This is a genomic window from Rossellomorea sp. ABR4_004 (assembly GCF_056159585.1).
In genome coordinates, this window is record NZ_JBSWVM010000001.1 from 1 (window position 1) to 20,985 (window position 20,985).

The 20,985-nt window shown below is 39.0% G+C and carries 26 protein-coding genes and 3 pseudogenes; 23 read left to right on the plus strand and 6 right to left on the minus strand.

Annotated features, from left to right (window positions below; translation table 11 throughout):
• A partial coding sequence (locus ACXAF2_RS00005; protein ID WP_475136805.1) for a LysR family transcriptional regulator occupies window positions 1–235 on the minus strand: 235 nt, incomplete at its 3' end.
• Window positions 236–350: 115 nt separating this feature from the next.
• Between ACXAF2_RS00005 and ACXAF2_RS00010 the strand changes: the two genes are divergently transcribed.
• The 6 genes and pseudogenes from ACXAF2_RS00010 (at window position 351) to ACXAF2_RS00035 (ending at window position 4,189) form a co-directional block, all read left to right on the plus strand.
• Window positions 351–1,436: a citrate synthase/methylcitrate synthase gene (locus ACXAF2_RS00010; RefSeq protein WP_475136806.1), complete on the plus strand. Its 1,086-nt coding sequence runs from the start codon at window positions 351–353 to the stop codon at window positions 1,434–1,436.
• A 708-nt stretch (window positions 1,437–2,144) separates the two neighbouring features.
• Window positions 2,145–2,528, plus strand: a pseudogene (locus ACXAF2_RS00015) (VOC family protein).
• A 291-nt stretch (window positions 2,529–2,819) separates the two neighbouring features.
• Window positions 2,820–3,195 (plus strand): annotated as a pseudogene (locus tag ACXAF2_RS00020) (VOC family protein).
• Window positions 3,196–3,256: 61 nt separating this feature from the next.
• A complete protein-coding gene (locus tag ACXAF2_RS00025; protein WP_475136807.1) occupies window positions 3,257–3,427 on the plus strand; it encodes a hypothetical protein in 171 nt (56 codons plus the stop codon).
• Window positions 3,428–3,661 carry a hypothetical protein gene (locus tag ACXAF2_RS00030; RefSeq protein ID WP_475136808.1) on the plus strand — a complete coding sequence of 78 codons (234 nt, stop codon included), beginning with the start codon at window positions 3,428–3,430 and terminating at the stop codon, window positions 3,659–3,661.
• Between the two features lie 18 nt (window positions 3,662–3,679).
• Window positions 3,680–4,189: an NUDIX hydrolase gene (locus ACXAF2_RS00035; RefSeq protein ID WP_475136809.1), complete on the plus strand. Its 510-nt coding sequence runs from the start codon at window positions 3,680–3,682 to the stop codon at window positions 4,187–4,189.
• A 138-nt stretch (window positions 4,190–4,327) separates the two neighbouring features.
• Here the strand turns inward: ACXAF2_RS00035 and ACXAF2_RS00040 are convergent, their stop codons facing one another.
• On the minus strand, window positions 4,328–4,834 hold the full coding sequence (locus ACXAF2_RS00040; protein WP_475136810.1) for a GNAT family N-acetyltransferase: 507 nt from the start codon (window positions 4,832–4,834) through the stop codon (window positions 4,328–4,330).
• A gap of 270 nt (window positions 4,835–5,104) precedes the next feature.
• Between ACXAF2_RS00040 and ACXAF2_RS00045 the strand changes: the two genes are divergently transcribed.
• From ACXAF2_RS00045 to ACXAF2_RS00065, 5 genes are all read left to right on the plus strand, one after another.
• Window positions 5,105–5,752, plus strand: a complete 648-nt coding sequence (locus ACXAF2_RS00045) for a pentapeptide repeat-containing protein (RefSeq protein ID WP_475136811.1) — start codon at window positions 5,105–5,107, stop codon at window positions 5,750–5,752.
• 135 nt (window positions 5,753–5,887) lie between these two features.
• Complete coding sequence (locus ACXAF2_RS00050; RefSeq protein WP_475136812.1) at window positions 5,888–6,232, plus strand: DoxX family protein; 345 nt, start codon at window positions 5,888–5,890, stop codon at window positions 6,230–6,232.
• Window positions 6,233–6,402: 170 nt separating this feature from the next.
• Window positions 6,403–7,314 (plus strand): ABC transporter ATP-binding protein, encoded by a 912-nt coding sequence (locus ACXAF2_RS00055; RefSeq protein WP_475136813.1) that lies wholly within the window; start codon window positions 6,403–6,405, stop codon window positions 7,312–7,314.
• 15 nt (window positions 7,315–7,329) lie between these two features.
• Window positions 7,330–8,073 (plus strand): ABC transporter permease, encoded by a 744-nt coding sequence (locus ACXAF2_RS00060; RefSeq protein WP_475136814.1) that lies wholly within the window; start codon window positions 7,330–7,332, stop codon window positions 8,071–8,073.
• A gap of 247 nt (window positions 8,074–8,320) precedes the next feature.
• Entirely contained in the window at window positions 8,321–8,776 is a 456-nt protein-coding gene (locus tag ACXAF2_RS00065) for a GNAT family N-acetyltransferase (RefSeq protein ID WP_475136815.1), read from the plus strand.
• 72 nt (window positions 8,777–8,848) lie between these two features.
• On the opposite strand, the gene ACXAF2_RS00070 is transcribed toward ACXAF2_RS00065, so the two are convergent.
• Window positions 8,849–9,334 carry a sigma-70 family RNA polymerase sigma factor gene (locus tag ACXAF2_RS00070; RefSeq protein ID WP_475136816.1) on the minus strand — a complete coding sequence of 162 codons (486 nt, stop codon included), beginning with the start codon at window positions 9,332–9,334 and terminating at the stop codon, window positions 8,849–8,851.
• Window positions 9,335–9,653: 319 nt separating this feature from the next.
• On the opposite strand from ACXAF2_RS00070, the gene ACXAF2_RS00075 reads away from it, so the two are divergent.
• Both ACXAF2_RS00075 and ACXAF2_RS00080 read left to right on the plus strand, forming a co-directional pair.
• A complete protein-coding gene (locus ACXAF2_RS00075; RefSeq protein ID WP_475136817.1) occupies window positions 9,654–9,953 on the plus strand; it encodes a hypothetical protein in 300 nt (99 codons plus the stop codon).
• A gap of 277 nt (window positions 9,954–10,230) precedes the next feature.
• On the plus strand, window positions 10,231–10,569 hold the full coding sequence (locus ACXAF2_RS00080) for a DUF4181 domain-containing protein (protein WP_475136818.1): 339 nt from the start codon (window positions 10,231–10,233) through the stop codon (window positions 10,567–10,569).
• A 263-nt stretch (window positions 10,570–10,832) separates the two neighbouring features.
• Here ACXAF2_RS00080 and ACXAF2_RS00085 read toward each other — a convergent pair whose 3' ends face one another.
• The gene (locus ACXAF2_RS00085) at window positions 10,833–11,885 is read right to left on the minus strand and encodes a serine hydrolase domain-containing protein (protein WP_475136819.1); all 1,053 of its coding nucleotides are present in this window, start codon (window positions 11,883–11,885) and stop codon (window positions 10,833–10,835) included.
• A 177-nt stretch (window positions 11,886–12,062) separates the two neighbouring features.
• Here ACXAF2_RS00085 and ACXAF2_RS00090 point away from each other — a divergent pair, with 177 nt between their 5' ends.
• Together ACXAF2_RS00090 and ACXAF2_RS00095 are read left to right on the plus strand one after the other, a co-directional pair.
• Entirely contained in the window at window positions 12,063–12,428 is a 366-nt protein-coding gene (locus tag ACXAF2_RS00090) for a VOC family protein (RefSeq protein ID WP_475136820.1), read from the plus strand.
• Window positions 12,429–12,517: 89 nt separating this feature from the next.
• Entirely contained in the window at window positions 12,518–12,973 is a 456-nt protein-coding gene (locus ACXAF2_RS00095) for an NUDIX domain-containing protein (RefSeq protein ID WP_475136821.1), read from the plus strand.
• A gap of 143 nt (window positions 12,974–13,116) precedes the next feature.
• Here ACXAF2_RS00095 and ACXAF2_RS00100 read toward each other — a convergent pair whose 3' ends face one another.
• Entirely contained in the window at window positions 13,117–13,299 is a 183-nt protein-coding gene (locus ACXAF2_RS00100; RefSeq protein ID WP_475136822.1) for a DUF1272 domain-containing protein, read from the minus strand.
• 284 nt (window positions 13,300–13,583) lie between these two features.
• On the opposite strand from ACXAF2_RS00100, the pseudogene ACXAF2_RS00105 reads away from it, so the two are divergent.
• The 5 genes and pseudogenes from ACXAF2_RS00105 to ACXAF2_RS00125 all read left to right on the plus strand — a co-directional run bounded on the left by ACXAF2_RS00105 (window position 13,584) and on the right by ACXAF2_RS00125 (window position 17,986).
• Window positions 13,584–14,260 (plus strand): annotated as a pseudogene (locus ACXAF2_RS00105) (HAD family hydrolase).
• A gap of 278 nt (window positions 14,261–14,538) precedes the next feature.
• Window positions 14,539–14,814 (plus strand): helix-turn-helix transcriptional regulator, encoded by a 276-nt coding sequence (locus ACXAF2_RS00110; RefSeq protein ID WP_475136823.1) that lies wholly within the window; start codon window positions 14,539–14,541, stop codon window positions 14,812–14,814.
• Between the two features lie 271 nt (window positions 14,815–15,085).
• Window positions 15,086–15,766: a serine/threonine protein kinase gene (locus ACXAF2_RS00115; protein ID WP_475136824.1), complete on the plus strand. Its 681-nt coding sequence runs from the start codon at window positions 15,086–15,088 to the stop codon at window positions 15,764–15,766.
• Window positions 15,767–16,042: 276 nt separating this feature from the next.
• The gene (locus tag ACXAF2_RS00120) at window positions 16,043–17,116 is read left to right on the plus strand and encodes an NAD(P)H-dependent flavin oxidoreductase (RefSeq protein ID WP_475136825.1); all 1,074 of its coding nucleotides are present in this window, start codon (window positions 16,043–16,045) and stop codon (window positions 17,114–17,116) included.
• A 180-nt stretch (window positions 17,117–17,296) separates the two neighbouring features.
• Window positions 17,297–17,986 (plus strand): hypothetical protein, encoded by a 690-nt coding sequence (locus ACXAF2_RS00125; RefSeq protein ID WP_475136826.1) that lies wholly within the window; start codon window positions 17,297–17,299, stop codon window positions 17,984–17,986.
• A gap of 35 nt (window positions 17,987–18,021) precedes the next feature.
• Here the strand turns inward: ACXAF2_RS00125 and ACXAF2_RS00130 are convergent, their stop codons facing one another.
• The gene (locus ACXAF2_RS00130; RefSeq protein ID WP_475136827.1) at window positions 18,022–18,501 is read right to left on the minus strand and encodes a hypothetical protein; all 480 of its coding nucleotides are present in this window, start codon (window positions 18,499–18,501) and stop codon (window positions 18,022–18,024) included.
• 95 nt (window positions 18,502–18,596) lie between these two features.
• On the opposite strand from ACXAF2_RS00130, the gene ACXAF2_RS00135 reads away from it, so the two are divergent.
• From ACXAF2_RS00135 to ACXAF2_RS00145, 3 genes are all read left to right on the plus strand, one after another.
• Window positions 18,597–19,178 carry a vWA domain-containing protein gene (locus ACXAF2_RS00135; RefSeq protein ID WP_475136828.1) on the plus strand — a complete coding sequence of 194 codons (582 nt, stop codon included), beginning with the start codon at window positions 18,597–18,599 and terminating at the stop codon, window positions 19,176–19,178.
• A 326-nt stretch (window positions 19,179–19,504) separates the two neighbouring features.
• Window positions 19,505–20,683 (plus strand): TraB/GumN family protein, encoded by a 1,179-nt coding sequence (locus ACXAF2_RS00140; RefSeq protein ID WP_148969070.1) that lies wholly within the window; start codon window positions 19,505–19,507, stop codon window positions 20,681–20,683.
• A gap of 105 nt (window positions 20,684–20,788) precedes the next feature.
• Window positions 20,789–20,983, plus strand: a complete 195-nt coding sequence (locus ACXAF2_RS00145; RefSeq protein ID WP_475136829.1) for a hypothetical protein — start codon at window positions 20,789–20,791, stop codon at window positions 20,981–20,983.
• The last annotated feature ends 2 nt before the right edge of the window (window positions 20,984–20,985 follow it).

Consider the following 20,985-nt stretch of genomic DNA (forward strand, 5'->3'; position numbering starts at 1 on the left):
TTCCTTCCTCATAGATCTCAATCAATCTCTTAGCATGCTGTAAATAGGACCTTCCTGCTTCTGTCAGTTTTAGTTTCTTCCCCACTCTCTCAAATAGGATAACTCCCAGTTCTTTTTCAAGTTGTTTAATGTGTACCGTAACGGTCGGCTGTGAAATATATAATCGCTCGGCCGCTTTCCTGAAATGATTGAATTCAGCTGCTTTAATAAACGTTTTCACCACATTCAAATCCACTTTCTTCACCCTATCTTTATTAATAAATATAATCAATTTAATTAAATATATTTAATTTTCTTAATTATAAATCCATTATACAATAATTGTAATAAAGGAAAAGGGGATGAAACGAATGTTTAGTGAAGGATTAAAAGGAATTATAGCAGCACAAACTACGATCAGCCATATCGATGGAAAGAATGGCGTCCTCATCTATAGGGGATATGAAATCGGGGAACTCAAAGACCTGTCATTTGAAGAAGCCGCTTTCTTATTATGGTATGGGCATCTTCCTGCAATGGAGGATGCCGTGGACATCAAAAATAAACTGAGCAATTTCCGATTCTTAACGCCTGCAATGAAGGAGATCCTTCATTCTCTACCAGTGGAAATGGACATGATGAGTGTATTAAGAACCGTCATCTCCTCTCTCGGATGCCTAGAATACAATTGGAAGCCAACTATTGATCAGGCAATGAGATTGACAGCCGTTATTCCGACCATCATCGCCTACCGTTTTAATATAAATATGGAAAAACCTTTCATTGATCCGGATCCCCAGCTGAACCATGTGGAGAATTATCTCTATATGCTATCCGGAAGCAAACCGTCCAAGGCAGTTGCTGATGCATTGGAAACGTATATGGTCCTGACCCTTGAGCACGGAATGAATGCGTCTGCTTTTTCAGCAAGAGTCACAGCCTCAACGGAATCCGATCTGGTTTCAGCCATCACTTCAGCCATCGGAACAATGAAAGGACCGCTGCACGGAGGAGCACCATCCGGGGTCATTGATTTACTGAACGAAATAGGGACCGCTGAAAAAGCCGGAAAAGTCATAAGAAGAAAATTGCTGAAAGGAGAGAAGCTGATGGGGTTTGGCCATCGGGTGTATAAAACTCATGACCCGAGAGCCATCGCTTTAAGAAATACCCTGTTAGAAAATAAGGGGGATGATCACTCTCTGGATCTAGCACTATATGTGGAGAATAAGGCGATTGAACTTTTAGCTGAAATTAAGCCAGGGAGATCCCTATACACAAATGTAGAGTTTTATGCAGCTGCCATCATGAAATCGATTAATCTGCCATCGGATCTTTTCACACCGACATTTACGGCCAGTCGAATCGTTGGATGGACTGCACATGTATTGGAGCAGGCAGAAAAGAATACGATATACCGGCCGCAATCCGAATATATAGGGAAACGAAACAGCTAGTGAGAAAAAACCTCCATGTATACACATAACGGGTTTACTTGTAAGGTGCAAAACGGTAACTCGCAGACCAGATCTATTAGCAAATCACATAAACTTCACAGCATAATTCACAGTCAAAAAGGCTTAGAGATACAAATTTCTCTAAGCCTTTTTTGAATTTTCTTTTTTCACAGGATATCGCTAAAGCGAGGCGAGTCTGATAAATAAGCGGAGAATTTACTCATAATGAGGAAATAGCACTGAGGATAGCTTAAATAGACGGAAAGATTTCCCCTATTGACTCAAAAAACGTAAGAATCGTTAATTTTGCTTTGCATAAGGGAGAAAACTCCCCTTATTCTCCCCGAATAGAGCTCTATTCCACATAATAACGGGAATATCTCCGCTTATTTTACCTATCACTGGTTGCTCAATTTTCTTACTAAATCACACCTAATTCACATATCCTCCAATAATTATTTCATACCCTGTGATTTACTATGTGAATTAGGAAACAATAAGCAATTAACATTCGTCAAAATGCTACAGAAACAATAAAAAACGCACTGTGAATGATATAGTGAATTGAAGTGCGTTTTCCTATGTGTTTTACAATGTTTGCACCTCTAAAGTAAACCCGTTGGTATACACAACGCAGGTTTTATTTATTGTAAGCGTTTCAATAGGAGAGTGATATAATTGAAGTATTCTTTAATAGGAGTGATATAGATGATCAGTAAAGTCGGGCATATCATGTTATAGGTTCATAACCAGGATGAGGCGGTACACTTTTGGACTGAAAAAGTCGGGTTTACAGTTCAATCCGAAGAAAATAACGGGCAGGGGATGCGATGGATTGAAATCGCACCGACGAAAGATGCAGAGACAAGCATTGTGCTTCACAACAGGGAACTGATTGCTAAAATGCAGCCCGAACTTAATCTCGGAACTCCATCTTTAATGCTATTCACAGATGATTTGGATCAATTACATAATAACCTGTCGGATAAAAATATAACGGTGGGACAAATCGTTGAAATGCCTTCTGGAAGAGTATTCAACTTTGCAGATTATGAGGATAATTACTTTGCTGTCATGGAGAAAAATAAATGAAATGTATACTAGAAAGCCCGAGATCTTCATTAGATCTCGGGCTTTCTACATATTCGTCGCTGAAGACTAATCTAATAATTAGGTTCCTTAATCAATATAACAGAAATCAACAAGTGCAATAGTAAATTTTGCCCGCAATACCCATAGAGTTCTAGACATACGTTATTCTTTTGACTGAAACAAAACTCGGCATTACTTTGGGAATGTTCGTTCTAATGGAGGATATTGGGAAAATTTGTCGAATAGAAATAATACGCGTATGCATAAGTGAAATTTTTCAAAAAAAAGAATATGGAGGCAACGAACGTGAAAAATCCAGATGGCAAAGTGGTTGGCTTTGAATTAAGCAGTCAGGAGCCAGAAAAAGCGGCAGCATTTTACTCAAGCGTATTCGGATGGGAAGTGGCTGAACCTAAATGGGATTTCTGGTCAGTCTCAACAGGTCAAGGTGATGAAATGAATGGGGGTGGGTATAGGCAAAGGACCTCATGATCATCCACACGGTACACGTATACAAATTGAAGTACACTCCATTGACATAACAATTGCAGCAGCGAAAGAAAACGGGGCGTCGGTGGTCAGAGATAAGATGGAATTTGATGATTTCTTCCTTGCATATTTGATGGATCCTACCGGAGTGGGAATTGGATTGATTGAAAAGAAATAATTGAGGAAAGAAAATCTCATATGGCAAGGATAATGAATCTACCATTAAAAGGAGAATAGCCATGATAAAGTTGGAAATCATTAATAAAGCGATGGATTACAAGAAAGCGATTATCACTCACCTGGCTGATCAAAAACAACAGTTTGAAGAAGGATTGATTCCAGAAGAAGTGATTTCAAACAAACAAGACAGGATTCAAATCCTTACTCAAACTGCCATGATTGAGGGGTAAGTGAATTTTTTTGATGGTGATGAAAAGATGAAGACATTCCTTGAATATGGGCTCGATCGATTTGGGGAAGAACTCCAGGAACTTTCACCTGATATGATGGCAACAAATGCCACAGGCCCGATACATATTAAAAACGTTCGATTCAAATCAATTTCAGCCCCCGATTCTATTATTGAAATGGATGAAATGATTGTCTTCTCGGATCAAGTTGTTGGAATGGCTATTGTTAAGTAAAAGGAAGGAGGGTCACTTTTGTTTGAAACCGTATTAGGAAAACCGAAAAGCGAGATAACTGAATTCAAAATGAAATATAGAACCGCCGTAAAAGCAGTCATCATTCAAGATCATAAGATTCTTCTCATGCATTCAAACAGGGGGAATTATAAATTTCCTGGGGGCGGGGTTGAAGAGGGTGAAACCTTGACTCGTGCCCTGATAAGGGAGGTGGCTGAAGAAACAGGCTTTATAAACTGTGTTGTTAAAGAGCCCCTTGGAATCGTGATCCAAAGGCATATGGATGTGTTTGAAGATGATGCCTTGTTCGAAATGACTTCCCATTATTTTAAATGTGAATTAACTGACAGAGATAGAATACCACAACAATTAGAAGGATATGAATCGGAACTGGATATGAAGCCAATGTGGGTTACACTGGATGAAGCGATTGAGAAGAATGAAAAACGGATGGACCAGTTTGATAACAACCGTTGGATTAAACGGGAGAACTATGTATTGAGAGAGTTGAAGAAGTTATATCAATAAGAACCTGCTGAGCGCTTATCTCATAGTGGATAGGTGTTTTTTTCGTTCCTTTTTATCATTTATTCAGTACACGCTTTTCAATTTGAGAAAAAGAGCTGCGAGACACCAGCTCTTTTCAATATGAATATAGTTCTATACCTAAAAATCCAGGCCGTATTTTTTCAGTTTTTCTGTATCATTTGGCAATGTCACATACCCGTCTAATTGCATTCCGAGTTTTTCCAACAGTTTAGATGAGGACTCATTGTCTTTCGTCGTAATAGCTACCACACGTTTTATTCCAATGTTCTTTGCAAGCTCCATCATAGCTCGTGCTGCTTCAAATGCATACCCTTGAGATTGATAGTCAGAGAGAAACGCAAAGCCGATATCTACATCTTCAAGTCCGTCGCGCTTAATCAATCCACACAATCCTATCGGAGAATGATCATCCTTACGTTCTGTTAAGAACAAACCGAATCCTTCCCGTTCATACATTGCCCTAGGACCTTCCGTGATATAGCCCTTTGCATCATCCATAGTACGAATTCCTTTGTCACCTATGTATCGAAGCCATCCAGGTTCATTTAGTAATTTCATAATAAATTCTGCGTCAGTTTCCTCAACCCATCTCAAGGTGAGTCGTGATGTTTCTGTTACCTTCATATGGAACACCTCTCTTTAATCATTCCATCCTATTTTAACTCGAAACATAAGATAGGTGTTATGATTCTTTGTCATGAGCGGGGAAAAATAAATTCAATTCGGAGAAAAAATTGTAAGCTATCTACTATTCTTTCATTTAAAAAGGTGCAGTGTACCCACAACTGTCTTCTATGCGAGACACACACCTGAAAAAAATCCAAGACTATTATTCAATTTTCTTCATGTTATAGTTTCTTTATACAAAATGAACATAATTGAGGTGTAATAATCATGGGGTATAGGTTTAAAATAGAAGACCCAAAAATCCCTGCTCGTTTAGAGTCGGCAAATTTTCAAGATGTCTATTATGAAGAAGATCCATTCCTATCGAATTGTAAGATAGAAAATGCCAGACTTGACCAGGAAGAGATCGATCAGCTCGTGCTATCTAAAGTGTTGTTTAAAAATGTTTCATTCGTTGGTGCATCATTCCCACGAATTGATATGACAGATGTCGTTTTTGAAAACTGTGACCTGTCGAATGCAAACTTTAACGAGGGAATCATACATAGGGTGACCTTTAAGGAATGCAAATTATTGGGTGTGGATTTTTCGGGGGCTAATTTAGGCAATGTCCGTTTTGAGGAGTGCCTGGCGAACATGAGTGACTTTGTTGAAGCACGATTAAAGCAGGTGATCTTTAACCAGTCCCTTTTACAAAATGCCAACTACTCTGACTGTGAACTTTTGAAAGTAAACTTTGATCGATGCGATCTTAATGAGATTGACTTCACCCAGACTGACCTTAAAGGAATTGATATTAGTACCTGCAGGTTTACACGTATAAATGTAGCTCTTGACAATCTTTCTGGTTGTGAAGTTTCACCTGAGCAAGCAATCGGGTTTGCAGGCCTATTGGGATTGAAAGTGATGGAGTAGACGTTGTTCAATCTGTCCACATTTTTAGTGCATCCATGTAAATTCATTACATCCAAAAAAATGCATGTAATCATTCAAGCTGGCATATTCATGTAACAGGGCCCATTGCTTTCCAATTCGAAGGGGGAAAACAACATGACCATCTTCATCTGGGTTTTACAAGGGATATTGGCTGCGATGTTTTTAATGGCAGCTGTCGGAAAATTGACCGGTTCGAGTATGCATCGTGGTGTATTTGATCATTTACGTTTACCTCAATGGTTTCGGGTCGTCACTGGATTGGTGGAATTAACCGGTGCCGTACTATTGGTACTTGGTTATTGGGATGAAACGTACATTGGCCCTGGATCTCTCATTCTTGGAGTCACAGCTATCGGTGGATTGCTTGCCCACATTCGTGTGAAAGATGGATTCAAAGATGCTTTTATGATTGTCCTTTTAGGTATCCTTTCATTCCTATTACTTTATTTAGTTAGGTAACGTTGATGTGCAAAATATACACTGATTTCATTTGAAGATATTGAAAATCAGAAAGGAGTGGAGAGCAAACCCACTCCTTTTTCTTTCGTTTCTTTACAGTAAGTGAAACTTTTACCAATTCCGTTTCGTACATCTCATTAAGAGTATTTGATTTGGAGGAGGGTTATTTTATGATCAAAGTTAAGAATATAAGCAAGCGATATGATTCGATTCAAGCACTTGACGATATTCATTTCATTATTCCAGCAGGCTCTTGTTTTGGGCTGGTAGGACCGAATGGGGCAGGGAAGTCGACACTGATGAAAATCTTATCCGGAGTATTACAAAGCTTTGATGGGGATATCATCGTCAAAGGGCATTCTGTCTTGAAAGAAAGATTAAAGGTGAAAAAGCTCATTGGATACATACCTCAAGATATCTGTCTAGAAGAAACCCTCACTGCCAAGGATAATTTAATGTATTTCGGCAGCCTTTATGGACTGAAAGGCAAAGACCTACAAGATCGTTCCGAGAAAGTGTTACAACAAATCGGTTTACAAGAACGGGGGAAAGACAAAGTCATCACCTTTTCAGGAGGTATGAAGCGCCGATTGAATATTGGCTGTGCTTTACTGCATAATCCCTCCATTATAATCATGGATGAACCTACCGTAGGAATCGATCCACAATCAAGAAACTCGGTTTTCTCTATCATCCATGAGTTAAAGGAGAAGGGAAGTACAATCATCTATTCAAGTCACTACATGGAGGAAGTAGAGCAGCTGTGTGACAGCATCGGACTAATCGACAAGGGGACATTAGTCGAATGTGGAACAATGGAAGAACTGCAACAAAAATATAATAAACCTTCATTGTATATTTCGGGAGAAGGTTTAGATGAAGTCCGCTTATCCATACATGGGCAGGTCAAAGCCAAAGGAAATGGATTTCTTTTGCAAAGTGAAGATCCTTTGGTGACGCTGGAAGAATTGATTGTCGAGTTACGCAATCAAAACATTATGCCAAGAAGGCTTGAATTGTACCAGCCAAAACTGGAGGATATCTTTTTCGCTTTGACTGGAACACAACTGCGAGATTCATAGAAAGGGAGGATGAGCATGTGGGCTATTGCACGGACGGAATTAAAGAAAAATATTCAGGATAAAGGGTTATGGTTCTGGACATTTATCTTACCAATCGTATTTATTATCGCTTTTGTCGCCATATTTTCAGGTGATGAAAATACAAGTTATAAGGAAGTTGTTACACAGATCATTCCCGGCTACACGATTATGTTTGCCTTTTATATCATGATCTCCATGGTGATTGCATTTGTTAAGGACAGGGATAAGGGCATGGTATCCCGTATCGCTAGTACCCCATTACCGATCAGAGACTATTTTATCGGAAAATGGATCCCATTTTTGTTGATTGTGCTGATCCAAGTGGCAGTATTATTTGGTTTCGGTGTGGTTGTTTATGATCTGCCATTAGGAGATCCATTTGCATTGATCCTGTTATCTTTGTCATTAGCATTTATTGTAACCGGATGGGGTATGGCACTCGCAGTATTGGTGAAAACGGAAAACATGGGGATTGCGATGACTCAGATCATAGCCCTCGGTGGTGCTATGCTTGGGGGTTTATGGCTACCAGTCGAACTAATGCCGGAGTTCATGCAAACAATCAGCAAGGCATTGCCTCAATACTGGGCTATCGAAGGTTACAAAGAGGTGATCCTTGCAAATGGCACAATAAGGGATGTTTTGTTTAATATCGGAATTTTGCTTATCGCTGGAATAGCGGGTGGTTTCATTGCGATCGCAGCTTATCCACGGTTCCTTCGTTTATCAAAGAATTGACGTGAACTAAAGGCTTCCAATTGTGGGGAGCTTTTTTTAAATTTACAAATGACACTAGTGTAAATAGTAAATATGAGGTTCTAATAGATAACAGTGGTATAATACAATAGTCTGAAAATTTATTTCTATATTTATCTGGTTTCTTGGCATCGTTCTGCGGTAATCACAGAATGAATAATTTCAAGTAACGTCAAGGTATTGAGGATAATGAATAGGCTGGGTCTGTAATATCGAAAGGGGAAAATCAATGAATTCAAACAGTGTGAAAATAGTAGAAGTAAATAAAGATACTTGGTACGATTGCTGTCAGCTGGAAATTTCTGATGATCAAAAGGCATTCATCGAGTCAAATGCGGTATCGATAGCTCAATCAAAATTTGAACCTTCACTAAAGCCCTTTGCCATCTTTTATGAGGACAAAGTGGTCGGCTTTTTAATGTACAATACTGTGCCAGAAGAACTCGATGCTTTCTGGGTATACCGAATCATGGTGGATAAAAGCTATCAGGGTAAGGGTATTGGAAAAACTGCAACTGACTTGATGATTGAAGGGATGATTGAAACCCTTGATGTCGATAAGATTGTAGTGGGGTATCATCCTGAAAATAAAGGGGCACACCATTTATATTCCAGTCTGGGATTTGTTGACCAGGGAGATAGATTCGGTCGGGAAATGGCTGTTGTGAAAAATTTGAAGTCGTAAGAAATAATACAGGAAAGGCCAAGTCTAGATCATTGGCCTTTGAGTGTCCTGGGCTTGAAAACGAATCAACGATCATCTTATGTCCAACGTTCCCCGAATCCTTTCTTTCGCTCCCTTACGCCACTTCTTCACTGCGGAAATCGAAACATTCTCTATCTCTGCAATCTCACTTACCGTCAGCATGTGAAAACATGTATAAAGCACCCATTTCCTCTGATTTTCAGTTAAGTCCTCACAATAACTATACAGTAACTCTTGTGCCAACCCATCATTCACTTTTTCATCCTCCATGATTTCAAAAAAATCCGCTTCTTTGAAAATACTTCTCTCTTCATTCCGGTTTTCACTTGTTAATTGAGATAGTATTCTGCCACGTACAAATGAATAAGCATATGCCGGGAAAGCCCCTTTTTCTGGATCGAAATTTTCATGTGCTTCCCAGAGTGCGATGAGACCAGTCTGATAATATTCATGCTTATTTTTGTATATGTGCAAAGAGTGAATCACTTTATGAATCATTAAATCATATTGCTTATAAAGCTCTTCAAATTTCTCCAACTCAGATTCCTTCTGATTGGCGCGCCTCTCTTTGTATTCCCGGGTAGCATAACCATACAAGGAAAAAGAGAGGTGAACAAAAGGAGAAAGTGTACGTAAACCTGGAGTAAACACAGAGTAATTATTGGAGGTGTAACCCTCTTTTCTCATGAAAAAGCATTGTTTACCTGAATTATCATCGTTAAATACGGAATACGAATTAAAATGGTCTCATTATTCAAGGGTTATTACTTTAAGGACATTTTATAGTAGATTCGTTTACCAAATTAGATCTTAAGGCAATACTAGGAGTAAGAAGTGATGCAAAGGAGGGACTAACATGCCAAGGAAAGATGACTCCTCAACTGAACAAAAAGGGGAATTGGTACATGAAAAAGAAAAAAACGAGATGCTGGAACAAATGTTAGCGGCTGTTCTGAACTATTTATCCGATGATGAAATAGAAGAGATTGACCTTGAATATCTCCTGACAAATACGAAAGATCTTAGGCAATGGTGGGATCAGTATAGGGAGAAAAACAAAAAGCAGGTTGAGGATGAAATCAAAAAGTCTTTGAGCAGGTTGACTCTTGAAGAACTAGAAAGTATTAGGGAACAAATAAAGGAAAAGAATGGCTAAGTCATTAATGACTTAGCCATTCTATTTTTATAACAATTTCATACTACCATTGATTGAATAAGTACATAGGTAGTTAACTTCCATATTTTAAGTTATTCATAATATTATTATGTCTACTTGAATTGTTAATTAAAAGGAATTGATCATTATCGCTAAAGGGCTCAAGCATTGGATTACTAGCATATTAGGAAATTTATGTTAAAATAGAAAGAGATTAATAGGGGGGGGAATAGTCATTCTTCATTGGTATCTTACCTCAGCGTTTGCATTAATCTTAATGGTCTTCAACGCTATGCTTGAAAAAAAATTAAGAAAAACCTTTCATATTTATAAGGAGGATCTGAATGAATTAAGGCACCCGGTACATCAATGGGGAGAGAGAATACTATTAGTGCTCATGGTCGCCGGCGTAATCATCATTCTTTTCAATAATGAAAATATCATTAGCCCTGAATTGTATTTTCTGACCTTCTTCATTGTTCATCACGTATTCAGAGCTCTCATGGAATGGTTGTTATATCCGAAAACAAAAGAATATGTATTAACGATATCTACTATAGCATCTGCCATCACCATGTTGATCTTCTTGGTGATTCTTGAGAAGCTTTCAATATAGCAAAGGTGAATTGACGAAAAAAAGCATACGTTCTTTTTATAGGGAGATTCTTTATATTTATGGTGGGTGTTTTCTTATCCAGTCTCTGGATTGTTGTTGGCACCTTGTTTCGTATCGCTGGTGGTTTAATAATGGGGAGCAGCTCATACTTTTAGAAGAAGAAAGCTGTGAAAAGACGATAATGTGAGTTAGTCATTTGATCGAGTAAGAAAAAACGCTCCGACTGAGCGTTTTTTCTTCATAATAATAGGCCAACCTTCCACTCAAATCCCCTTGGTAATTTCTCGAAACAACTGATCTGCCATTGCCACAACCCCGACTGGCATTTGATTCACGATAACGGTCAAAGACATTTTACAGTCAGGATAATAAAGTGTAACTGATTCGTATCCATGTAGCCCTCCCTGATGACCAACGGCTTGTCTTCCATCATCAAAGGTATATTGATGGAGTCCCAAACCATAGGACTGCTTCGGATCATCAGCTTCCAGGAAACACATCATTTCAGTCAAAGATTCCTTAGATAGTAGCTGACCATTAAAAAGGGACTTCATGAACGTTTGAATTTCGAGAGGATTAGAAATAACAGCCCCTGCAGTCCATAGAATCGATATGTTGAGATTCGTAATTTCTGATATTTCATCTGAAAGGTCTGTCAGGTCAGGAGTAGCTCTAGAATAACCTGTCGCAAAAGGTTTTCTCAGATCATTCGTACGGGGAAAGTATGTCCTTTCCAATTGAAGCGGTTGGATGACCCATTGTTCGAGAAGGTATTCTATCGACTCTCCGGTTAGTTTTTCCGCTATTATTCCAAGCAGGATATAACCTGTATTTGAATAGTTAAATTCAGTACCCGGTTCAAATTGAAGGTCATGGGTGGCAACAAGTCGGATAAGGCTCTGTGGCGGGAATTCATCATGAAGGCTGGATATTGCGTGCTGAATACAATTTGTTCCTGCAACATCCATCCATATATAGTCCTTCAAACCACTTCTGTGTTGTAGCAAATGCCGGACGGTTATATGAGTCCCCTCTTTCAAGATGCCTGGTAAGATGGAATTTACAGTTTGTTCAAGTGACACAATGCCTTCATCCTTCAATTTTAAAATAAGTGCGCTGATGAAGATCTTCGTAATGCTCCCGACCCGTAGATGATCATACGGGTCCAACCTTGCATCTGATGCGATATGACGAACCCCTGCTGCCATTGGATAGTCCTCTCCAGAAGAATCTGTAAAACAGATTGAGATGCCAGGAAGCTGATATCTCTCACGAAATGAACGGACTGTATTCTCAACCAATAGTCGATCTATCAAACTAATCATCCTTTCGAGTCGTATATAAACTAAGTGTATCAATGGTTCATCTTAAAGTACTCAGTCTGGGAACCGAGATCTCTTACTCCTAAGGTGGAAATCAAAGAGTCAGGCAGGATATGTGATGCCTTATATTGAATGGTATTCTAGTACTCTACAAGAAATGGAGGAAGCTATATGATCAAGAGTCCGATCAAAAACAAAGTGAACCTGGTTTTTATTCCTGTAAGTGACATTGAAAAGTCTAAAGATTGGTACGCGAGAATCCTCGGAATCGAAAAAGGAGAAGACCTTTTCGATCATCTCTTTGTTGCCGACATGGATGGTGCAGGTATGATTCTTGACACGATGCCCATGTGGAAAGACAATAATGGAAAAGGACCAAGACTGAATTTCCCTGCGATTCAATTTGCCACTGATGATATCCATGGCTCCTATCAATTTATGAAAGACAATGGTGTCGAATTAGTAACGGATATCCAAAATGATCATTACTTTGTTTTTAAAGATCCTGATGGGAATGTGTTGATGGTTTGTCAATAGTCAGCATTTAATAGTTGGGAGACTTTTTTTCAGAGTCTCCCGTTAGTATACATATGAGAAATGAAAGCAATTAGAAGGAGAGATTATTAATGCCCATCCGAAATTCAACTAAAGCCCTTATTATAAAAGAAAATAAAGTACTGCTCACCAAGAATAAAGACAAGGATGGATTCTTTTATCTATTTCCAGGTGGGGGCCAGGAGCAGGGTGAGACGCTTCATGAAGCTTTAAAAAGAGAATGTATCGAGGAAACCGGAAGGGAAGTGGAAGTAGGGGAACTCATACATATACGCGAGTACATCGGGAAGAACCATGAACATGCTTCCTTTGATCATGACGTACATCAGATGGAGTTTTATTTTAAATGTTCAATTCTCAATGAAATGGACAAAGATCCTGCCCCTACCAATCCAGATAGTCATCAGGTAGGGGTCGAATGGATGGATTTGACTGAGTTAACGAAGTGTAGATTATATCCTAGGAAAATCATTCCGTATCTAAACAAAGAACTAACTCCGGTAATATATCTTGGAGACATCAACTAGTGAAACAAGCTCAGGGTTCGCACGCTGAGTTTGTTCCCATCTAGAGAAACAGAGTGTCTCCTCGATGAATCGGTGGTAGTATTGAGAACATTCCATTATGTAATCAATGGTCAGCAGTGCTTTTTCTTCAAACGATTCCCACCTTAATGCTCAATTCCCGCAGGTGGTTTCGGTCTTCTGACTAACTCACCACTACAGTTCGGGCAGATAGAGTCATTTTTAGCTGTACAATCCTCACAAAAGGTACATTCATGCACACAGATATACGCGTCATCCGTCAAAGTCCTCCGGCAGGCCTGACAATCCGTCTTCATTTCCAATCCCATATGTAACTCCCTTTCTATTTATCTCTTTCCATTATATTCTAAAATGCGTTAATATAGTGAATATATGGAAAAGTTTTTTAGGATTGAGGCAGATTAAATGGATCCTATATACGAAAACAAATTAACATAGTAACTGAATCCAATCTATGCGAGGCATATATTACAAGAAACAGCTTGGATGACGACGCAAATTCCCTTATTCGGGCGAAATCTGCTCCTCCTTGACTAATTTTCTATATGCAATATGAACCTTCGACTAAAAAAGAAAGGGAGGACACCCCATCATGATCAAAGCTGCCATATTCGACCTGGACGGGACCCTGCTGAACAGAGATGCCTCTGTAAATGAATTCATCAACAGACAATATGAAAGATTGGATAAATGGCTGAGACATATCCCGAAAGAATCGTACATAACCAGGTTCATTGAATTAGACCAGCGCGGCTACGTATGGAAAGATGAAGTGTACAAGCAACTTATCGATGAATTCACTATTCCTGAATTAACTTGGGAAGAACTGCTTGAGGATTACCTCAGTGAGTTTAAGCACAGCTGTGTACCTTTTCCACATTTACATAAAATGTTGGATGAGTTAAGAGAAAAAAATATCAAGCTGGGAATGATCACAAATGGCTTTGGCCAGTTTCAAATGGACAACATCCTGGCTCTTGATATAAAAGCATATTTTGATGAAATTCTAGTTTCAGAGTGGGAAGGCTTGAAGAAGCCTGACCCTGAAATCTTTAAGAGAGCGTTAGTAAGGTTGGATTTAGAACCTCATGAATGCATCTTTATCGGTGATCACCCTGAGTATGATGTGTATGGTGCTCAAAAATCGGGATGAAAGGTGTTTGGAAGAAAGACCATCATTTCAGTCATGCGGAACAAGCAGATTGGGTGATTGATGATCTGATGGAATTGCCTAGATACATTAATCATCTGAATAACAATCGAGATTGATCAAATCCGATATGCCTTTGATCGTAATGAAAATGGGAAAATGTTTAGAGTCAACCCTCTAAGTATTTTCCCATCTGTTTTTATATAAAAAAGTATATATTTTTCTCTGTGCATTTTTCAGCCCGTTCAAAAGTCGCACCTAATATTCATTCAATCAAACACTTCCGGTATCACCGTATAATGTAAATAAGAAAATAATACGCTTCCCCTTGAAAATGTGTAGAAATTTCTTTATATTTAGTAAATATAATTTTACCAATTGTTGGAGGAGTCTACCTATGAAGGACATGAAGAAATTATGCAACTCCATAAATAATTGTTTTGTAAGAGATGACTCGAATACTGAAAAACTACATATGGGCGAAATCGTTCACATTTTGCGTGTGAAGTCTCAATTAACGCAAGAGGAATTAGCTCATAAAGCAAACGTGAGTGCTCAAACGATTAAGAGGCTTGAAGGAGGGAAAGGCAAAGTGAGTGACATCACCTGCCGATCAATAATTGAAGCACTTGGAGTAAATATTACTTTATTAACGGAGCTTTTAGAGAAATGACTTAACTTGTAGAAAGTAGGAAATGTAAAAGTAGATTAACGAATTAACGAATTGGGGGCGTTATTATTTCCTATTTTTTAAAATATTTTTAAGGAAGATATGTTCATCATGATTCAGAATTTCTGCTATTATATACAGCTGTCTAAAATTTCTAGCAAATTAAAAAGGTGCAAAATTGAAATCAGGGTTTGGTAGGTGCTATATTATTCTGAATAAGGTATGAATTCCAATCATACCTTTTATAAAGTTCAATCCAAAGAAGGGAGAACTTATGGATAATAAATGGGAAGCAGCACTACCATCTCTTTCTCAGGTTACCGTGTTTTCCAATCTCAATAATGAACCTGTCAGGATCCATGGTGGAGATGATAGTCTAAGGTGCATCGGTGTCGGGACGGATGCAGCGGTCTTTCAATCCATTTATGCTCCGGAGTATGCGTTCAAATTGTACGCGGAGGATAAGGGATCGAAAATTAATATAGAAGAAAAAGTGTACAATACCATTGGGAATTCACCTTTTTTCTCAACCTGCTATGCAGCTTACGATAAATTTCTCGTTTTAAGTTACGAAGATGGACCAACACTATTCGATTGTCTGCTCCAAGGAATTCACCTTCCAGAACAAGTAATTCAAGATGTTGAGGAGGCCAGACAGTATGTTCGTGATCAGGGATTGAATCCCCGTGATATTCATTTAAAAAATATATTGCTTCAAAATGGAAGAGCCAAAATCATTGATGTATCCGAATACGTCCTTCCAGGAAATGATTTTAGATGGGAGCATTTAAAGAAAGCATACGAAGAGCATTACCACCTCATTGATGGAAGAGCCATTCCGTTTTGGTTACTTGAAACAATCCGAAAATGGTATAACTCATGGAATAAGCATTTCACTTCTTATGAGGAATTTATGAAAATTGTATTAAAGTTTACTTCATTTAAAAAAGACTAAAAAAGCATTCAGAGCAATAAAAGCTCTGAATGCTTTTTTCTAGGTAAAGGTACTTCCAGGTGCCAATACCACCTTGGAAGTAAGTATTTCTCAATGCAGTTAATGAGGTATTCGTATATGAGTTCTAGGGCTAATACAATCTCAATTAGAATCTTACATTTTTCCCCTTCACTTGCTATAGAAGATTGAGTGAAATCAATTGTAGATGAAGGATAAATTTGTCATAATTTATTTATACTACAATTTTAAGTTATTCAAGAAAAAGGAGGAGAAACCATGTGGAATCAAAACAACGTTTCTCATATACTCGGCACACATTATCCCATCATCCAAGCAGGAATGGCTGGTGGGGTCACTACTGCAAATCTGGTATCTGAAGTATCAAATACGGGAGGATTGGGAACCTTGGGAGCAGGATATTTGTCTGCTGATGATATGAAACGAGCAATCAAAGAAATAAAAGAACAAACGAATCAGCCTTTTGGGGTGAACCTCTTCATACCTGAAAATCCAATAGTAAAGGAAGAACAATTAACCAATGCCCGAAGAATGTTGGAGCCTTTTAAAAAAGAATTACACATAACGGACAACAGCTCGTTTCCAGTTCTGCAAACCGATTTTGAAAAGCAGCTAGAAGTCATTTTCAGTGAAAAGATACCCGTTTGCAGCTTTACGTTCGGTGCACCTTCTAAAGAGCTTGTGAAAGAGGTAAAAAAGGAAGGGAGCATCGTGATCGGCACTGCGACGACTGTTGCAGAGGCTGTTGTCAATGAAGAGCGCGGCGTAGACATCGTTGTCGCCCAAGGAAGCGAAGCGGGTGGGCATCGGGGCACGTTCCTCGGTTCATTTAAACAATCAATGATCGGAACCTTTTCTCTCGTTCCACAAGTGGTGGATGCCGTAAGCATACCTGTGATTGCTTCAGGAGGTATTATGGATGGAAGAGGGGTTATGGCAGCACTTGCATTAGGGGCAAAGGGAGTCCAAATGGGAACTGCTTTTCTTACATGTAAAGAGAGTGGGGCTGGGACTTCCCATAAAAGGGCTGTGTTAGAATCAGCAGAAACTCATACGGTCATCACAGCTGCCTTTAGCGGGAAACCAGCTCGAGGGATCGACAACAGATTTACTAGGGAAATGCAGCAATATGAGAGACAATTACCTCCTTATCCCATCCAAAATGCGCTAACGAAAGAACTGAGAAAAGAAGCGGGTATTCAGGGCAACCCAGAATTCATGTCCTTGTGGTCTGGACAAAGTCCAAGGCTCAGCAGGGACATATCTGCGAAAGATCTGCTCGAATCCATAGTAACTCAAATGGAAGAAACGCTAGGGAGGTTGAATAAATAACTAAGTCGCTCCATATCATTCATAGTCCCAATCTCACAAATCCTATTTTCCAAATATTAAACCTTGTAATCATTTCTAGCAAAGGTATAATTTTGATATAAGGAAAGCGTTTTTTTATTTATCATTAATTTTCAAAATAGTTAAAATCCATTCGTTATGTTGCGTTTTTAGGAGGTACAAATGAGAGAAATATTACCTGGATCTGTACTGTCTCATATTCAGTATGGTTATCAAAAAGTTCCTAAGAAGGTCAAAAGTCAATGTCCAAGTTGTTCTAAGTCAAGTGAGTTTGTTTTGAAGGCCAATTTTTATCAAGTGAACAAAACAGGACTGTTTGCAGAGGCAAATTGTTCAGAGTGTAAGAAACCTTCCCTATTCGTTATTATGCTTAATGATGATTTGGTCAATCGGAAAGAGGAAGCTGGCCTTTATATTTATGATCCCCTGGCAACGAACGGACCGTTGGATCAGATTCAAGGGAATAAAAGGATCCCACAGGACCTCGTCCGATCATTTCGATCCGCTCTAAATGTCAGCCAGTCGAAGGATAACTCTGCTACAGCCGTCATGTCTAAGCGTGTCCTCGAGAGTGTTCTGAAGAATTTTAATGGGGACAAAGTAAACGGGCAATCCTTATCGGAGCAGTTCGATCAGTTACCCAAAAATGTCGACCTTACTAAGCCAATCCAGGCGCTGAGCCACCTTGTCCATCCAAACTCTCCCTTCTATGAAATGCTTGAATTGGAAAGGGAAATTGACGATGAAACAGCAGGCTTATTGATGGAATTATTAGAAGGCCTCATTGAATACTTATTCGTTCTTCCAGAAAAAATCGAAACGTTACAAGAAAAAATCGAAAAGAAATATTAGTAAAAGTAGAGTGCCGTTTCTAGCACTCTACTTTTTTATAGTGGCTTTAACTTAAGTGAATACAGTGCCTGATTCACGTCATCGATGTCATAGATTTTCTTCTCTAAACAAAACTGAATCACGAGATCGAATCGGTCGTTTCCTGATAGGGAGAAACCGGCAGCACTCAACAATTCATCGGTTTCTTCCTCCGACAGTTCAAGAGAAAGACATAGTGCTGCTACTGTCCTTTTACTCGGCTTGTATTCAGGAATTGATCTGATCTTTGAAAAATGCTTTCGGTCGATCCCCGCTTTTTTGTAGATGGCAGCATCTGTCTGGCCCGTGGCATCGATATACTGAAACAACCTATCTGAAAAAGACGCTGATTGATGCAGCTCAATAAATTCTTCCAGCTCACTGGAGTAAATCTGACCATCTAAGAAGGGTTCTTCTTTATGTATATCATATATCCGTAGTTCTCTATTTGTTTCCACGAAATCATGAAGTTCCTGCAAAATCTTTTCATTAAGCATCCGTTCACCTCCAAAATGTCGCTTACGGGGCGACCTGTTTCGTACTATTCGTGGTTATGATTATATCAGAAACCATGAAGAGAGGATGGAAAAAAATGAATAATGACTTAACCGAAATTATATTCCTGTTAGACAGAAGCGGATCAATGGGTGGACTTGAACATGAAACGATTGGGGGTTTTAATTCTTTTATTAAAAAGCAGAGTCAATTACCGGGTCAAACACTCGTTACTACCGTTCTTTTTGATGATAAGGTTGAGCAATTATGGAGTGGGATGGAGGCTAATAAAGTAAGGCTCACACAAGAGGAATATTATGTACGGGGTTGCACTGCTCTAATGGATGCTGTCGGTAAAACGATTATTAAAGTAGGTCACAGCTTATCTGCTCTTGAGGAAGAGGAGCGACCAGGTAAAGTCATCTTCGTTATCACAACCGATGGTATGGAAAATGCCAGCGTTGAGTTTTCCGCGAGTAAGGTGAAGGACCTTATCAGTCATCAAAAAGAGCGATACAATTGGGAGTTCATTTTTCTAGGTGCGAATATCGATGCTGCTGAAGAAGCTCTGAATATTGGGATTGACATAGAGAGCTCCTATCAATTTGAAGCTTCTTCTAAAGGTGTTGAAAAAATGTATGATATAGTGAGTGAGATTGTATTTCAGAAGAGACGTTGATGTTAATATTGAATATTGGATCTCATCTATTCATTAGATGGGATTTTTCATTATAGAAATGCTTGATGTCTATCATCATGAATTCGCCGTTATATCTTGAATTTCGCCGAAAAAATTGGAATAGCGCCGTTCAATCGGACGAATAGCAGTCAACACACCAAAATCCAACGTTATCCCATACAAAACATATAAAATTACCTCAACATTCAATAACTTTCTCGATTCTAAACAGAATTTATTTAAATTTTGCCAAAACTAGTTTATCATTATAAGGTAGATTCAATTGAATCCAAATGGAAGTCAATGGAGTTAAAGGAAGGTACATTATGTCGACAGAAAACGAAAAGAATATTACCAGAATACATATGGATGGGAAAGAATACATTCTCATCGGAACTGCTCACGTGTCGCGTCAGAGTGCGGAGCAGGTAAAAGAAGTGGTCGAAGCCGAACAGCCGGACACGGTTTGTGTGGAACTCGATGAACCAAGGTATCAATCAATCGTCGAGGGTGATAAATGGAAAGATACTGACATCTTTCAAGTAATTAAAGACAAAAAAGCAACGTTACTTCTTATGAATCTTGCCATTGGATCATTCCAACGGCGTATGGCCAAGCAATTCGGAATCAAACCAGGCCAGGAAATGATACAAGGTATTGAATCGGCTAAAGAAATTGGCGCTGAACTCGTCTTGGCTGACCGGAATATCCAGATCACGTTCTCCCGTATTTGGAACAGTGTCGGATTCAGTGGCAAAGCGAAACTCATGACACAAATCATCTATAGTATTTTCAGTACCGATACGATTACAGAAGAAGAACTTGAGAAAATCAAATCTCAAGATATGCTGGATTCGATGCTAAATGAATTCACCCAAGTGTTTCCTAAGTTGAAAACACCATTAATCGATGAACGGGATCAATACCTTGCCCAGAAAATCAAGGATGCCCCAGGAGAGAAAATTGTAGCAGTATTAGGCGCTGCTCATGTACCCGGTATAACGAAAGAAATCTATAATGAACATAATCTGGACAAGCTGAACGAACGTCCTGCTAAATCAAAATGGCCAAAGATTATTGGCTGGGCCATTCCCGTCATGATTCTTGCCGTGATTGCCTATACCTTTATTTCCAATCCGGATGCAGGGATACAGCAGGGGATCAGTTGGATATTATGGAACGGAGGTTTCTCTGCACTTGGCGTAGCCATCGGATTAGGTCATCCATTAGCAATATTGACAGCATTCATTGCAGCACCATTTACCTCGTTAAATCCACTACTGGCAGCAGGATGGTTTGCAGGATTCGTCCAGGCATATTTCCGCAGACCGAATGTCGGTGACTTTGATTCACTTTCTGAAGACGTTCTGAGTGTAAAAGGATTCTGGCGTAACAAAGTAACGCGAATCCTGCTCATTGTCGTACTTGCTAACTTAGGGAGTACACTTGGCACTGTAATTGGTGGGGCAGATGTAGTCCGGTTGTTTCTTGAGAATATAAAGTGAAGTGAAATAAGCTATCCTTCTGCGGATGGCTTATTTTTTATTAAAAGATGTTGGAATATTATGTTAAAATGAATTGAATATTGATTTTTGGGAGGGATCTTAAATATGAACCACTTTATAAGCAGATATGCCCACTGGTTACTTCTCCTACTTGTTGGCTCTAGTTTTGTTATGGGTTTCACACTCTTCGATCATTCTGTTCAGGGAGTAATCGCTGGTGTATTTGGCATTATTGGTTTTAGTGGAGTGGCTTATCTTGTTTTACATATTGAGAAACATAGAAGGAGGGAGACTAAATAGTA

What these genes read in the sequence shown, in the direction of transcription:
- ACXAF2_RS00010 (WP_475136806.1), top strand. Translation starts at nt 351, where the DNA reads ATGTTTAGTGAAGGATTAAAAGGAATTATAGCAGCACAAACTACGATC.
- ACXAF2_RS00025 (WP_475136807.1), top strand. Translation starts at nt 3,257, where the DNA reads ATGATAAAGTTGGAAATCATTAATAAAGCGATGGATTACAAGAAAGCG.
- ACXAF2_RS00040 (WP_475136810.1), bottom strand. Translation starts at nt 4,834, where the DNA reads ATGAAGGTAACAGAAACATCACGACTCACCTTGAGATGGGTTGAGGAA.
- ACXAF2_RS00045 (WP_475136811.1), top strand. Translation starts at nt 5,105, where the DNA reads ATGGGGTATAGGTTTAAAATAGAAGACCCAAAAATCCCTGCTCGTTTA.
- ACXAF2_RS00050 (WP_475136812.1), top strand. Translation starts at nt 5,888, where the DNA reads ATGACCATCTTCATCTGGGTTTTACAAGGGATATTGGCTGCGATGTTT.
- ACXAF2_RS00055 (WP_475136813.1), top strand. Translation starts at nt 6,403, where the DNA reads ATGATCAAAGTTAAGAATATAAGCAAGCGATATGATTCGATTCAAGCA.
- ACXAF2_RS00060 (WP_475136814.1), top strand. Translation starts at nt 7,330, where the DNA reads ATGTGGGCTATTGCACGGACGGAATTAAAGAAAAATATTCAGGATAAA.
- ACXAF2_RS00065 (WP_475136815.1), top strand. Translation starts at nt 8,321, where the DNA reads ATGAATTCAAACAGTGTGAAAATAGTAGAAGTAAATAAAGATACTTGG.
- ACXAF2_RS00075 (WP_475136817.1), top strand. Translation starts at nt 9,654, where the DNA reads ATGCCAAGGAAAGATGACTCCTCAACTGAACAAAAAGGGGAATTGGTA.
- ACXAF2_RS00080 (WP_475136818.1), top strand. Translation starts at nt 10,231, where the DNA reads ATGGTCTTCAACGCTATGCTTGAAAAAAAATTAAGAAAAACCTTTCAT.
- ACXAF2_RS00090 (WP_475136820.1), top strand. Translation starts at nt 12,063, where the DNA reads ATGATCAAGAGTCCGATCAAAAACAAAGTGAACCTGGTTTTTATTCCT.
- ACXAF2_RS00095 (WP_475136821.1), top strand. Translation starts at nt 12,518, where the DNA reads ATGCCCATCCGAAATTCAACTAAAGCCCTTATTATAAAAGAAAATAAA.
- ACXAF2_RS00100 (WP_475136822.1), bottom strand. Translation starts at nt 13,299, where the DNA reads ATGGGATTGGAAATGAAGACGGATTGTCAGGCCTGCCGGAGGACTTTG.
- ACXAF2_RS00110 (WP_475136823.1), top strand. Translation starts at nt 14,539, where the DNA reads ATGAAGGACATGAAGAAATTATGCAACTCCATAAATAATTGTTTTGTA.
- ACXAF2_RS00115 (WP_475136824.1), top strand. Translation starts at nt 15,086, where the DNA reads ATGGATAATAAATGGGAAGCAGCACTACCATCTCTTTCTCAGGTTACC.
- ACXAF2_RS00120 (WP_475136825.1), top strand. Translation starts at nt 16,043, where the DNA reads ATGTGGAATCAAAACAACGTTTCTCATATACTCGGCACACATTATCCC.
- ACXAF2_RS00125 (WP_475136826.1), top strand. Translation starts at nt 17,297, where the DNA reads ATGAGAGAAATATTACCTGGATCTGTACTGTCTCATATTCAGTATGGT.
- ACXAF2_RS00130 (WP_475136827.1), bottom strand. Translation starts at nt 18,501, where the DNA reads ATGCTTAATGAAAAGATTTTGCAGGAACTTCATGATTTCGTGGAAACA.
- ACXAF2_RS00135 (WP_475136828.1), top strand. Translation starts at nt 18,597, where the DNA reads ATGAATAATGACTTAACCGAAATTATATTCCTGTTAGACAGAAGCGGA.
- ACXAF2_RS00140 (WP_148969070.1), top strand. Translation starts at nt 19,505, where the DNA reads ATGTCGACAGAAAACGAAAAGAATATTACCAGAATACATATGGATGGG.
- ACXAF2_RS00145 (WP_475136829.1), top strand. Translation starts at nt 20,789, where the DNA reads ATGAACCACTTTATAAGCAGATATGCCCACTGGTTACTTCTCCTACTT.